Origin of the sequence: Paenibacillus mendelii (assembly GCF_024498075.1) — a bacterium.
GTDB lineage: Bacteria > Bacillota > Bacilli > Paenibacillales > Paenibacillaceae > Paenibacillus_Z > Paenibacillus_Z mendelii.
The window spans coordinates 1,093,333-1,106,653 of sequence record NZ_JANHOF010000001.1; the positions used below are offsets into that span (position 1 = coordinate 1,093,333).

Sequence of the window (13,321 nt, forward strand, 5' to 3'; positions counted from 1 at the left end):
GTCACAAGTGACTAGTAATTGCGCTTTGCTACAAAATGAGCGATGTCCGTCAGATTCTTCTTAGCCGGGATATTCGGCATACCGTCAAGCGCCGAGATGGCTTTCGTAATATAACGGTCCGCCATAGCCTCCGCGATTTGAATGCCTTCGCTCTTGCGTATTAGTTTCAACGCGGGCTTCGTATCCCCTTCTCCGTCTGCTTGACGAATTTGCTTGATCTCGCTTAGAAGCCGCTCGCGGATATCATTCTCGCGCAGCGCCAGCAGCACAGGCAGGGTGATATTCCCTTGTCTGATGTCCGAGCCCGGCGGCTTGCCGATCTGCTTCTCCGTGCCAAGCAAATCCAAGAGATCGTCACGGATTTGGAACGCCATGCCCACATTATAACCGAACCGGTACAACCGATTCGCGATCGGCCATTCAGCGTCCGATGCCACGGCTCCCAATTGACAGCTGATGGCAATCAGCAGCGCGGTCTTGCGGCGGATGCGAAGCATATAATCACGGATAGACTGCTCCGTATTGAAGAAGTCGCGGATCTGCTCCATCTCGCCGATACACATCTGCACCATCGCTTTGGCCAAAATTTGATGGATCAAAGGATTGCTCAGCTCGGTGACGATGGCGAGCGCTTTGCCATAAATATAATCGCCCGTATACATCGCAATCCGGTTATCCCATTTTGACTTGACGGTTAGCTGGCCACGACGCGTCTCGGCATTGTCGATGACATCGTCATGTACGAGTGACGCCATATGGATCAGTTCGAGCGGAACCGCGATCCGCTGCAGCACGTCCAGCTCGTAATGCCCGAATTTACCCGCGAGCAGCACGAAGACCGGGCGGATCCGTTTTCCGCCCGCCTTCAGCAGATGAGTCGATGTTTCGGTAAGCAGCGCATGGTCAGATGTGACGCTGCGCGCAAGCTCCCGTTCAATGACATCGAGATCGCCTTTCATTTTGGCATATAGATCAAGTAGTTTCATTCGTTCACCTGCATGGCTGTTTGGTCTTCGATAACCTGCATCCGGACGGTCGTGTCCAGCAATCCAAGTTGCTTCGCATAATCGAAGTATAATGATAAGCCGCTTTGCTCGTCCGGTCCAAAATCGTAATGAAGCTCTTGAAAATAACGGCTCCAATACGACATGGTTCCTCCCAGCTGCTCGCATGCTTTGCTCGCAAGCGGATCGAGATTGCTCAGGCTCCTCCGTTTGCTCTCGGTCAGTACACGCAGTACTTGAGCTACAGCCTCGGGATCAGCCGCTGCTGTTTCTTTGCGTACGGCAACCAGAGCAAATGTCATTCCGAAGCCTGTCCACGTTTTCCATAGCTCGCCAAGATCGATAACCGTCATCCCTTCATTACGCAGGGACTCTTTAATGGCCGTATCCCCGATGAGAAGCGCGGCATCGGCCTGCTCCAGCATATTGTCAAGCGAAGGCTCCATGGTGATATAGGATGGATTGGCATTGTAATACAATGACATAATAATTTTCAGCAGATTGACCGAAGTGGCCGATGTAGCCGTCATAGCAATACGTCCTTGCAGCACGCGTTCCAGCGGCTCGCGCATGAACAATAGAATGGAATTAACTCTTCCTTTGGCACTGACAGACAGGTCTGGCAGAAGTAAATAGTCGTCCGCGTTCTGTGCGTATGCAAAGGAGGACATCGACGTGATATCCAGCTCTCCTTCACGGATTGCTTTATTTAATTCTGACGGTACTCGTTGTATAACAACAAAGCGGTCCTGTGGAAGCTTGTCCTCCGCATAATGAAAAATTGGCCATACATTCGCATAATCAATCCGTCCGATGGTGATCGGGCGACTTAGCCCCATGCTGCTCATCTCCCCATCTTCTGTACAAATCGTGATCTATTGGTATTTGATCAAGCACTTTGCCAACCAGAAAGTCAATCATGTCCTGCATCGACTGCGGCCCATAGTAGAAGGCCGGCATAGCTGGAATGAGCTTGACGCCCAGTCTGGTAAGCTTCAGCATATTTTCCAAGTGAATGGCGTGGAGAGGCGTTTCCCTGGGCACCAGCAGAAGCTTCCGCCCTTCCTTCAGCATAACATCCGCAGCCCGGGTCATCAAATTATCGGAGCTGCCATGCGCGATCGACGCGAGCGTTCCCATCGAGCATGGCATAATGATCATACCCTCCACACGGAAAGAACCGCTTGCAATCGAAGCGCCTATGTCTGCATTGGGATGGTAGATCAGGGAGCCCGATGCCATTGCATCGCCGAATCTAGCCTCAAGCGCCGACTGCCGCTTCGCCGTTACCCATCCTTGTTCTTCTTTAAGTACCCGCCAGCCCGCTTCCGTAATAACAAGGTGTACCTTGACTCCGGCGCTGATGAGCATCTCAATGAGGCGAATACCATAAATGGCTCCGCTGGCGCCCGTTATGCCTACTGCCCAACGGGCCTCCGGTGGCTTTACCATGTACGGAGCACCACCAAGTCAAACAACGTGAAGACGAACAATACCGTACTCAGCGCGCCGTTCATCGTGAAGAAGGCGGTCTGTACACGGCTGATATCGTTAGGCTTCACGAGCCAGTGCTCGTAGAACAGAATACCGGCCGCAATCACCGTACCAATCAGATAGCCCCAGCTAAGCGGGGTTGATGCAAACAATAGGAAGAAGCCTACCGCGGTGATGACATGAAAGGCGCGTGCCATTCTTAGTGCATTCTTAAGTCCAAATCGGGCTGGAATGGAATGGACCCCGTCCTTCCGGTCAAAGTCGAAATCCTGACAGGCATAAATAATATCAAAGCCGGCCAGCCAGAACACAACGGCGACATAGAGTATCCATGCCGATAAATCGAATGAACCTGTTACAGCCACCCATGCTCCAAGCGGCGCAAGTCCAATAGTCAGCCCCAGCACAACATGGCAAAGCCAAGTGAACCGCTTGGTGTAGGAATACAGCACGAGCATAAACACCGCTATCGGCATTAATTGCATGCAGATGGGCTCCAGACGCGACGAAGCCAGAAATAAAAGTACGAATGAGATCAAGCTGAACAGCAGCACTTCACTGATACGCAGCAGACCCGCCGGAATCGCCCGTTTGGCTGTCCGCGGATTCCGCTTGTCAATCGCACTGTCAATGACACGGTTGAGCCCCATGGCAGCGCTTCTCGCACCGATCATCGCCAGGAGAATCCAACCAATCTCGCTCCATTCCGGCAGTCGCTTCTCCATGACGACCGCTCCCAGCAGGGCGCCCATGAAAGCGAACGGCAGGGCAAAGATGGTGTGCTCAAACTTGATCATCTCTAGAAATATGCGTAATTTGCGAATCATGCTCCGTCCGTTCCCTTCGTTCCGATGTGCAGGCCAGCAATCCCTCCGGTCAGCGGATAAGCCTGTACGTTCCGGAGGCCGATTTCACGGTAAATCTCCGCGAGCTCGTTTAAATCCGGGAATGTCTTCAATGACTCCGGGAGCCATTTGTACTGCTCATACCGCTTCGCGACCAACTTGCCCATTAGCGGTAAAATACGTTCGAAATAGAAATAATAGACCGACTTGAACGGCTGATGAATCGGCTTGGACAATTCCAGACAGACGACCTGCCCGCCCGGCTTCACCACGCGTTTCATTTCTTTGAGCACCTGCACCAGATCCGGCACATTGCGAAGCCCGAAACCGATCGTGGCGTAGTCAAAGCGGTTGTCCTCGAATGGAAGCTCCATCGCATTGCCATGAAGGAGCGATATTTGGCCATCCAAGCCTTCCTGCTCAATCTTGCCCTGGCCGATATCGAGCATATTGCGGCTAAAATCAAGACCGACAATCGACCCGTCCACGCTTGCGCGAGCGAGTGCGATCGTCCAGTCGCAGGTGCCGCAGCATAAGTCGATGGAGGAGTCCCCTTGCTTAATTCCCATCTTGCGCATGGTGAACTTCCGCCATGCCTTATGTCTGCGGAAGCTCAGCAGATCATTCATTAAATCATATTTTGGCGCTATGCTTTGAAATACAGAGTGGACATGCTGTTCCTTCGAATTCGACTGCATCTGTTCCTTCACCTTCTTTCGCTTAGAGCCGCGCGGCCGGCACGAGCGGACGCATGAATGATTCGCCGATTTGCATCAGCTCGCGAACGAGCTTATCGGAATCCAGGCGTGCCGCCGCCGCTTGAATGCTCATGGCGGATTGTTTCAGCTTCTCGGCCAATTGACTTCGAATATCGTACTTCATTAACAACGCTTGAATAAAGGTCGGTTCGCTATTCCTCTCGGCCAGCTTCCGCTTCTCATCTTCTGTGCCCTCGCTCAGGACATGCCAGTACCCCCAGCTCCCTGTGAACGTGTCGGGACTGTCGCTCTTGACAAGCTCATCCAAAACCGCCTCGCAGCGGCCGACGCCATGAAGAACCTCCGACCACGGCTTTACGAACTTCTCTTCGAGAATGCCCGTGAACGAATGGAACACTTCCGTCTTCACTTGAACACATTGATTCAAATAGTCGTCCGCGGTCAGTTTCAACTGCTTCATTCTCATGTAGAGATTGATCTTTAACCGGTTCACTTCACAGACGCGATCACTAATAAGGCGAATCATATCAATTTGTCCGGCTTGGGCTAAAAGTTGAAAAAACCGGCTGCTGAAGTAGTCGCCGGCTAGCACCTTCAACTGGCGGGAACGCATCTCGCGTTCGTTCATGCGCCCCGAATCGGAATCGATCCCGTCGTGGGTATCCATGCCAAGTTGAACAAGGGATACAACAAGTGAATACAGTTCGCTGTGCATCAGAGGCGTGCGCTGGTTGGCTAAAAAAGCGAAAAGCAGCCGAATCCGCGTATCAGGAAAGGCCGGGAGTTCGGTATGCTTTTGAATCATGTCGTAGTCTACATATTTTTTTGCCATTTCGTGTATTCTGTTCGGTTTCATCCGTCAAGCCTCCGGGCAGAGCAGCGAAAGTCTTGCTGTTCTATAATCTAAATTATTATAGCATGTTGTTTTTCATTGCGCTACAAGCCTGGGACGGCTCAATCGCTGCAAATAAAGGGCTCTACCTGGCACCCTAATCCGCTTGTCCGCTTACCTGTCCGCCCAACGGGGTGAATGTCATCCGAAGCCGCTGTCTCCATAAGGAATCCGTCCGCGGCTGAGCGCTGTCCAGGGCTGACAAATCCGTCTCGATCCATGTGTCAGAACGGCGAACGTCCACGGCAGCATACAATGACGTCTTCTGCGATGCGAATTGTGGATCCGCGTCGGCGACAAAACGGACGAGCACCCGGTTCACATTGTCCGTCTGGACGAATGCTAAGTACAGCAGCCGCTCCAAATCTGCCATCCATCCCTGCGAATCCTCCGTTCTTCCTTCCACCGATAGATCGAGCGACAAGACGGCCTGTTTCCAATCGACCTTCCGAATCGGCAGCGACAGGCGCAAACCAATCATCGAGTCGACCAGATTGTCGTAGCTAATCCGCGTGATTGGCGCCGAATGGAAAACAGCCAGCTCATCGCGATCCCTGTCCGTTCGCGGATTGCCAAGCGGTATTAGAAGAAGCAAGGCCGCTGCAAGGGCAGCGACTGCCGCTGACGCAAGGAATCTTTTTCCAATATGCATATCTCGAACGCCTCCGTACATCGAATGTCCTACTCTCTATTGTACAAAGAAAAAAAGCAGGCTATGCCTGCTTGGACGCTCGGAACAGGAAACGTTGTATGCAAAAGGCGTGGTGCGGCATCTATTCCTCGGTATCGATGACACCGTGTTTCGTTGTGATTGTGGCTTTGCCGCGAATTTTGATAGCCGACGTATGATCGGTAAACTGGACGATCAGCACCTCGTTCTTATCCAGCTTCTCGGTATGGTGAAATTTAGTATCCATCCCGCGTGTCAAGCCGATCACTTGAACGCCTTGCGCCTTAGCTTTAATGACGATGTAGTCGCTCAGCTGCGAATCACTCATTCTCGCATCTCCTCTCATCACGTTATCATTGAAAAAAACTGCCTCCCGAACAAATTCATCAGGACGGCAGTTATGGCTTATTGTATGCATGGTCGGGTGTACCGGATTTGAACTGGCGACCTCTACCACCCCAAGGTAGCGCTCTACCAAGCTGAGCTAACACCCGACAAGAACCGGGACACCGGCTGGCGTACGTTTACGCTTGCCTCACTACCCGAGAACTGCAATGATGAGTCTACTGGATTTGCCTCCCAAAGTCAATAGTATTGCACAAAAAAAACGTCCGAATGCCTAGGCATTCGGACGTTAGCGACGGTCAGCCGCAGATGATTATTGGGATACGAGATCCTTCAACGATTTACCCGCTTTAAACGAAGGGATCTTGCTCGCAGGAATGTCGATCTCCTGACCTGTTTGCGGATTGCGTCCTTTACGAGCTTCGCGGCTTTTCACCTCGAAGTTTCCGAATCCGACAAGTTGAACTTTGTCGCCGCCTTGCAGCGCGTCGGAGATCGCATCGAATACAGCGTCAACTGCTTTCGAAGCGTCCTTCTTGGAAAGGTCGGTCAATTCAGCCACTTTCGCAATTAGTTCCGTTTTGTTCATTTCATTCACCTCCCCTTACAAGCGCTTCATTATCATTCTGTTTAACCGAAACGTACAAAAATATACCTTCAAGTCCCGGAAGAAGCGAATCGCTGCCTGATGTTAGCGGCGCTCGCCGGGGCAATGATTCAGAAAATGGTTAGATGTGAAACCCATTCCTGCTGAACCATGAACAAACTTATAGTAATACAGTCATTTTAGAATTTCAAGAGGGAGCACAAGTTTTGCCGCGTCAGACCTAGATTTTTTCATCATTTTACGGCTGAATTGGATGAAAGTAGAAGCTTGTGACAGAAGTGAGAATGCTAGCCGCCGGTATTGGGTGCACATACATCTGTCGCCGTTGTCTTGTGATAGTCGGGATCGCTGCAAGCCAATCCAGAATATGATTATGTACGTGAAGCAAATGAAGAGATGAAGCCACCTGAGAGCCTCTGAGAGCAGCGTAACGAATGATACACATCATTCCCCCCTCACTCTTCGTACAGACGCTGCACGGGTTCCCTGCGATACTGTAGAGCCAAGCGGCAGCGCAAGCAAGTCCCTGATAAGTTAGCATGACACACAATTCGCTATGATGACCAAGGCGGAGCTCTCATCGTCGAACAAGAATATCTGATCATTATAGGAGTCTCTCGACAAAAATGCAAACAAAGCAGCCCATTTATGATTCATTTCATTATTTTGTGAAAATAAGAGGAGGCGCGCCCGCGGGCGTGCCTCCTGACTCCAGCTTAAAGTATGATGGCGATTAATCCACCCGAACCTTCGTTAATGATGCGTCCGAGCGTTTCCTGCAGCTTATAGCGCGCATTATCCGGCATCATCGCGATTTTTCCTTGTATCCCTTCCCTTACGATGGAATGGAGCGAACGGCCGAACATATCGGAATCCCACACCTTGATCGGGTCGTTCTCGAAGTCCTGCATAAGGTATCGCACGAGCTCCTCGCTTTGCTTCTCCGTTCCAATTATAGGCGCGAATTCCGACTCGACATCGACCCGAATCATATGAATCGATGGCGCAGTCGCTTTCAATCGGACGCCGAATCGCGAGCCTTGACGGATCAATTCCGGCTCATCGAGCTCCATCTCCGCAAGCGTAGGTGCCGCGATGCCGTATCCTGTCGTTTTGACCATCTCAAGCGCTTCTTGAAACCGGTCATACTCCCGTTTCGCATGTGAAAACTCCTGCATGAGCTGGAGCAGGTGATCTTTGCCCCGAATCTCGACACCGACGACTTCCATCAGAATCTGATCATATAGTTCGTCCGGCGCATACAGGTCGATCTCCGCAACGCCTTGGCCCATATTCATACCGCTTAGTCCCGCGCGGGCAATAAAGTCGTAATCCATGAACTGGCTGACAACCCGGTCTACGTCCCGCAGACGGCGGATATCTTTGACCGTATCCCGTACCGAGTGCTCATAGTTGCTGCGCAGCCAATGCTGGTCGTTCAGTACCATGACCCAGCTCGGTAGATTGACGTTCACTTCGTGAACGGGGAACTCATAAAGAACCTCACGCAATACGGACATGACATCTTCTTCACCCATGCTGGCTACACTCAGCGTCATGACCGGTATATCATATTTCGCCTGCAGCTCGCTTCGCAGCTGGAGTGCTTCATCACTCCGCGGACGCGTAGAGTTCACAATCAGCACGAATGGCTTGCCGACTTCCTTCAGCTCGTTGATGACACGCTCTTCGGCTTCCACATAGGAGCTGCGGGGAATTTCAGCAATCGTTCCATCTGTCGTCACGACGACACCAAGCGTAGAATGCTCTTGAATGACCTTTCTCGTTCCGATTTCAGCAGCTTCTTGGAACGGAATCGGCTCCTCGAACCAAGGCGTCGTAATCATTCGCGGGCCGTTCTCGTCTTCATAGCCTTTTGCTCCGTCCACCGCATAACCTACACAATCTACGAGGCGGATGTTAACATCAAGGCCTTCGGCGACACGCAGCTGTACAGCCTGGTTCGGTACGAATTTAGGCTCTGTCGTCATGATCGTTTTGCCTGCCGCGCTTTGAGGCAGTTCATCAATCGCTCTCACGCGATCGGCATCGTTCGTAATGTTCGGCAGAACAACCGTCTCCATGAACCGTTTGATGAAGGTTGATTTGCCTGTGCGGACCGCACCGACAACGCCGAGGTAAATATCCCCGCCGGTTCGTTCGGCAATGTCCTTGAAAATGTCCACTTTCTCCACTGATATCCCCTCCCAATCGAATTTCGCCAGTACATGGACGTACCGTTACTGCCGCGTTTCCTCCTGCTGTGTAGTCGTCAGGGTTCGCCGCCTCCGCCGCTTAAGGAGCCAGGGCGGCGACGCAACTCGTACATGAATTTGGACTAGTAATAGCTTATTGCGCGAATGTCCCAAATATGACGACTACTTTCTTAAAATCTTTCGTTCTTGCCCGTTCCTTAAGGTTCCGGCCTTCCAAGATTGAGATATATGAGAGAAAGAGCTTCCCTATGCCAAAAATATACGGAAACGCGAAAAAACCCCTGCACGAAAAACGTGCAGGGGATACCTGTTGAGCGGCTGCGTTATTTGTTTGCCGCGGCCTGCGGCTCACCATTGACAAGATAATAAGCGGCCGACTTCACGGGTACAAAATCGGAATTGGCGACGAGAATTTCACGTAAGTCCTGCTCTGGGCCTGGCTTGGCGCCCTCTTGCTTGGTTATCACCTGGGTAAGGTCGATGCCATAATCGACGTACACCAAGCCCTTTGCGTCCATCATCGTTCCTAGTGTTTGGCCGGAGAATACACTGCGGATGTCCGGCTCATTCAAACTGAGCTTTGTATAGTCGATGCGCTTGAAACCCGGATACACAGAATCCCCTTCTGGAAGCTTGCCGCCATTCTTGCCCGCATAGGTTTTGATAGAATTCTGAATATCATTGATCCGTTGATAGATGACGAGATTCATAAGCTTAATCGTAGGATCGGTCTCTTCATTGATAATCAAGTAGTAGTAGCTTCCGCCTTTCTCGAAGGCATTAGCTGGGATATCGCTTATATATTGCATCCGCTGGAGCTTATCGAAGTCCACCAGATACTTTTCGTACATCGGGGTATCCGGCTTGCTGTTCTGGATCGGCAGCAATCCGGTATCCTTCTGATATTGATCGACAATGGTCTGCACATTCAGAATGGAATCCTTCGCCGGTCTTTGATTTTGCTCCAGCTGGTCATCTGGATATAAGCATCCGGAAAGAGCTGTTGCCATGATGGCAATGAGAAGCGCAGACATCGCGCCTTTTAATCGAAACATGATTATACGTCCTCCTATTTACCATAAATCATCCTCTTCAGCCTGCCGCATCAGCTGTTTTCGGACCGCAGCCTTGAGCGGATCCTCGGGGACCTCGACCGTCGCACGCCCGGTAATCCTCGTTTGGCAGGAGAGTCTTATTCCCTGCCTTTCGAGCTCCCCTATCTTGCGGCGTTCAATTTCACTAAGCGAAGTCAAGCCCACGCCATTGGTTACGACCTTGCACATCAGACAGGCCGCTTTGCCCCCGCACCGGGTACGGATCGGGACGCCTGCTTTCCTGGAAGCATCGAGCACCGAGGTTCCGGCGCGCACCGTAACCGTGCGGCCGGACGGAAGAAACGTGATGTCAACATTCACTGCAGCTCCTCCGTTTCATCTTGACCTATCCAAGCATGCACTTGCTTAACCATATCCTGCGAGAATCGATTACGCGCTTCAATCTGCTGGAATGCCTTCATATGAGCCTGGGGGTTCTTGCGCACCGCATCCGCGATCAGTTGAATACGGTCGATTCGGTCGCGCAATACATTAAACCACAATTCATGCGCGAGCGGAACGACGCCAATCATATGCCCCTTGCAAGCAACGGGCTGACTCAGTTCATCAAGCACATCCTTGATCTCGACTACATACCTGTTAGGGTCTGCTGTAATGACGAAGCCACCGACTAATTCAACCTGCACGCCGTGGATTCGATAATGACTGAGCTCCGACCGGTATAATTGACTGATGCTTACTTGGGGCTCATCTACGGCATACTCCCGCAATGTTTGATGAATTAGCGCAGCATCTTCGCTGTCAGCATACAAATCCAAGTCGCGGGGCGGTTGACCCAGCTTCAGTCCGCGCAGCATTAGCCCTGCGCTGCCGCCGACGAGCCACACCGCATCTGCAGCCGACGCCGCATTCGCGATAACGGCCAGTGCCCGGCGGATTGGCTCTGCTTCCTCCACCCGCACCACATCCTTTACAATCATAATATAAGGAACAGCCTGCTTGGCATTTAATTATGCCTTGCCCTATGTAGATCGACTGAAGCTTATAGAATAGAAATAAAACCGAGAATTCCGCCTACAACCAGAAACACAAATGCGACTAACGACATGATAAACCGGATAATGCCTTTAAATTTGTAACGCGCCCATGTGATCAGAACAGCCGCCAAAGCCATTAACCCAATCCCGATTAAAGATACCCACATTTTTGTCATTGCATCCACGTTGATTCACGCCACCTTGTCCGATGAATATTCGTTCTATTATAGCATTTGTCTCCTGCCTGCGGCTACTTTAAGCCCGTCTTCCTTTTGGATTAAGAAAAAGGACATTAGCGCAGGCGGATGCTGACGGCAATAGCCGGGCGCGCCTTCGCTTCTGTCCTTAATCCCTTATTATTTCATCATCATCTTCATCAGCGCTTCCACGTTGCCCATAGTCATGCCGCTCTTCTTAACGGCGCTGACAATGTCGTTGATCGTTCCTTCTGCTACCGGCACTTTAGCCATAGCCGCTACTTGTTTGATCAACTGACGGAGCTCAGCTTCGTTCTGCATCGTTTGCGCTGTTACGCCACTGGCGAGTTTCTTAACGGCGTTCTCTGAAATCACTTTGCCAGTTTTTTTATTGACGGCGCTTAATACGTCTTTAGATAAATTTTTGTCGCTCATACTTCCCCTCCTAACAAGTGCTTCTAGCATCATATGAGGAGAGGAAGTAATTGGTGTAGGCGTTTAAGGGGCCACGATGTCTTCCATTTCGTGGGTTCGTCCACGGCCCATTAAATCCTCGACGGCCGTCCTAGGTGACTTTCCTTCGAACAAGACATGGAAGAGCTGCTCGGTAATCGGCATCACAACATCGTATGTCACAGCCAGCTCGTGTGCAGCGCTCGTCGTGCGCACGCCCTCGACAACCATGCCCATACGTTCCAGCACGTCGTCCAATGGCAGCCCTTCAGCAAGCATCGCTCCCGCGCGCCAGTTACGGCTGTGTTTGCTGGTACAGGTGACCACCAGGTCTCCTACGCCTGCAAGACCCGCAAACGTCAACGGATTAGCGCCCATTGCGATTCCCAGCCGGGAAATCTCCGCGAGTCCGCGTGTCAGCAGCGCCGCCTTGGCATTGTCTCCGAATCCTAGTCCGTCCGATAAACCTGCGCCCAGCGCAATAATGTTCTTGATCGCACCCGCAACCTCGACACCGGTAACATCCGGATTCGTATATACTCTGAAGAATGGGGTTATAAAAGCATCCTGCGCTTGCTCAGCCGCTTGCTGGCATGCCGCCGCAACTACGACCGTAGTCGGCTGGCGCTTGACGACTTCCTCCGCATGGCTCGGACCCGAAATAACGACAAGCTTCTTCGGATCCGTCTTCAGCTCTTCGGCCAGAACGGTCGTCATCCGCTTTAAGCTTCCCGTTTCAAAGCCTTTTGTAGCATGAACGCAGAGGGCTTCCTGGTCTATGTAGGGAGCTGCCTGCCGGGCAACCTGTCTCATGGCAATGGATGGGGCTGCGAACAGCACCAGCTCCGCCCCGGACACCGCTGCTTCCATATCTGTCGTTGCCGTAATGGCGCTTGACAGCGTTAAATCGGTAAAAAACTTGCTGTTCGTATGGTTAACCTTGATTTCCTCAACTTGTGATTCGTTGCGGGACCACATCGTTACTTCATACTCATTATCAGCGAGCACGGTTGCCAGTGCCGTTCCCCAGCTGCCCGCAACCAATACCGCCGCTTTTCGTTTTGTCATGTGTACCCCCTTACCCTTTTCGCACACCCAGCTTGTTCTCATTGCCTTGAAGCAGCTTGACAATGTTGCTCCGGTGACGCAAGAAAGCGAATAAACAAATGATGAGACTCGCCCATAATAACGGCATAGATTTGTCCATCAGCCAGATGAACACCGGTGTAAGCGCGGCAAAAATGAGTGAACCGAGCGATACGAACCGGGTGATTACGATCGAAATAATCGCGATCACGCCTGCAATCAATGCAGGGACGAGTGCAAGAGACATAATCACGCCAACCGTTGTCGCAATCCCCTTACCGCCTTTAAAACCAAACCAAATCGGCCAATTATGGCCTGCAATGGCAGCAAGCCCGCAAAGAACCGGAGTCCAATCGTCACTGGCTAGAAGGCTGCCGATCATGACAGCGGCAACGCCTTTTGCGATATCAAGCAGAAACACGGCAATGGCCGGGCCCTTGCCGAGTATGCGAAGCGTATTCGTCGCACCCGCATTCCCGCTGCCATGATTGCGGATATCAATGCCTTTCACCCATTTGGCAATTAGTATGCTGAATGAGATGGAACCTATTAAATAACTGATCAGAATTCCGATAACTGTCAACACCGTCGTTATCTCCCCCTAAACCTTGCCGGACCTTCTTTGCTAATTCCCCGAAATTCCAAGCAGATCCCCTACTTAAAAAAAACACCCAAAGGGCTCCTACGGACAGAACCCCTTT

General features: G+C 51.6%; 17 protein-coding genes and 1 tRNA gene. All 18 read right to left on the bottom strand.

Annotated features, from left to right (window positions below; translation table 11 throughout):
• Positions 1-11: 11 nt before the first annotated feature.
• Positions 12-986: a polyprenyl synthetase family protein gene (locus NNL21_RS04860; RefSeq protein WP_204816294.1), complete on the bottom strand. Its 975-nt coding sequence runs from the start codon at positions 984-986 to the stop codon at positions 12-14.
• Positions 983-1,843, bottom strand: coding sequence for a menaquinone biosynthesis protein (locus tag NNL21_RS04865; RefSeq protein ID WP_204816295.1), 861 nt, complete (start codon positions 1,841-1,843; stop codon positions 983-985). The genes NNL21_RS04860 and NNL21_RS04865 overlap by 4 nt, the downstream gene beginning before the upstream one ends.
• Positions 1,806-2,456 carry a UbiX family flavin prenyltransferase gene (locus NNL21_RS04870; protein ID WP_204816296.1) on the bottom strand — a complete coding sequence of 217 codons (651 nt, stop codon included), beginning with the start codon at positions 2,454-2,456 and terminating at the stop codon, positions 1,806-1,808. Before NNL21_RS04870 ends, NNL21_RS04865 begins: the two co-directional genes overlap by 38 nt.
• Positions 2,450-3,325 (bottom strand): UbiA-like polyprenyltransferase, encoded by an 876-nt coding sequence (locus NNL21_RS04875; RefSeq protein ID WP_204816297.1) that lies wholly within the window; start codon positions 3,323-3,325, stop codon positions 2,450-2,452. The genes NNL21_RS04870 and NNL21_RS04875 overlap by 7 nt, the downstream gene beginning before the upstream one ends.
• Positions 3,322-4,041, bottom strand: coding sequence for a demethylmenaquinone methyltransferase (locus NNL21_RS04880; protein WP_204816298.1), 720 nt, complete (start codon positions 4,039-4,041; stop codon positions 3,322-3,324). Before NNL21_RS04880 ends, NNL21_RS04875 begins: the two co-directional genes overlap by 4 nt.
• A gap of 22 nt (positions 4,042-4,063) precedes the next feature.
• Entirely contained in the window at positions 4,064-4,918 is an 855-nt protein-coding gene (locus tag NNL21_RS04885) for a heptaprenyl diphosphate synthase component 1 (RefSeq protein WP_204816299.1), read from the bottom strand.
• A gap of 133 nt (positions 4,919-5,051) precedes the next feature.
• Positions 5,052-5,606, bottom strand: coding sequence for a hypothetical protein (locus tag NNL21_RS04890; RefSeq protein WP_204816300.1), 555 nt, complete (start codon positions 5,604-5,606; stop codon positions 5,052-5,054).
• A gap of 121 nt (positions 5,607-5,727) precedes the next feature.
• Positions 5,728-5,952 (bottom strand): trp RNA-binding attenuation protein MtrB, encoded by a 225-nt coding sequence (gene mtrB, locus NNL21_RS04895; RefSeq protein WP_204816301.1) that lies wholly within the window; start codon positions 5,950-5,952, stop codon positions 5,728-5,730.
• Positions 5,953-6,041: 89 nt separating this feature from the next.
• Positions 6,042-6,118 (bottom strand) — tRNA-Pro (locus tag NNL21_RS04900).
• A 164-nt stretch (positions 6,119-6,282) separates the two neighbouring features.
• Positions 6,283-6,558, bottom strand: coding sequence for a non-specific DNA-binding protein Hbs (gene hbs, locus NNL21_RS04905; RefSeq protein WP_204816302.1), 276 nt, complete (start codon positions 6,556-6,558; stop codon positions 6,283-6,285).
• Positions 6,559-7,292: 734 nt separating this feature from the next.
• On the bottom strand, positions 7,293-8,771 hold the full coding sequence (gene spoIVA, locus NNL21_RS04910) for a stage IV sporulation protein A (protein WP_204816303.1): 1,479 nt from the start codon (positions 8,769-8,771) through the stop codon (positions 7,293-7,295).
• Between the two features lie 344 nt (positions 8,772-9,115).
• The gene (locus tag NNL21_RS04915) at positions 9,116-9,847 is read right to left on the bottom strand and encodes a YphF family lipoprotein (protein WP_204816304.1); all 732 of its coding nucleotides are present in this window, start codon (positions 9,845-9,847) and stop codon (positions 9,116-9,118) included.
• A gap of 18 nt (positions 9,848-9,865) precedes the next feature.
• Positions 9,866-10,207 (bottom strand): 2Fe-2S iron-sulfur cluster-binding protein, encoded by a 342-nt coding sequence (locus NNL21_RS04920; RefSeq protein WP_204816305.1) that lies wholly within the window; start codon positions 10,205-10,207, stop codon positions 9,866-9,868.
• A complete protein-coding gene (locus tag NNL21_RS04925) occupies positions 10,204-10,827 on the bottom strand; it encodes a nucleotidyltransferase family protein (RefSeq protein WP_204816306.1) in 624 nt (207 codons plus the stop codon). The genes NNL21_RS04920 and NNL21_RS04925 overlap by 4 nt, the downstream gene beginning before the upstream one ends.
• A 62-nt stretch (positions 10,828-10,889) precedes the next feature.
• On the bottom strand, positions 10,890-11,060 hold the full coding sequence (locus NNL21_RS04930; protein WP_305880686.1) for a DUF2768 family protein: 171 nt from the start codon (positions 11,058-11,060) through the stop codon (positions 10,890-10,892).
• Positions 11,061-11,240: 180 nt separating this feature from the next.
• On the bottom strand, positions 11,241-11,516 hold the full coding sequence (locus tag NNL21_RS04935; RefSeq protein ID WP_204816308.1) for a stage VI sporulation protein F: 276 nt from the start codon (positions 11,514-11,516) through the stop codon (positions 11,241-11,243).
• A 63-nt stretch (positions 11,517-11,579) separates the two neighbouring features.
• Complete coding sequence (locus tag NNL21_RS04940) at positions 11,580-12,602, bottom strand: NAD(P)H-dependent glycerol-3-phosphate dehydrogenase (RefSeq protein ID WP_204816309.1); 1,023 nt, start codon at positions 12,600-12,602, stop codon at positions 11,580-11,582.
• Between the two features lie 10 nt (positions 12,603-12,612).
• On the bottom strand, positions 12,613-13,206 hold the full coding sequence (gene plsY, locus NNL21_RS04945) for a glycerol-3-phosphate 1-O-acyltransferase PlsY (protein ID WP_204816310.1): 594 nt from the start codon (positions 13,204-13,206) through the stop codon (positions 12,613-12,615).
• Positions 13,207-13,321: the final 115 nt, after the last annotated feature.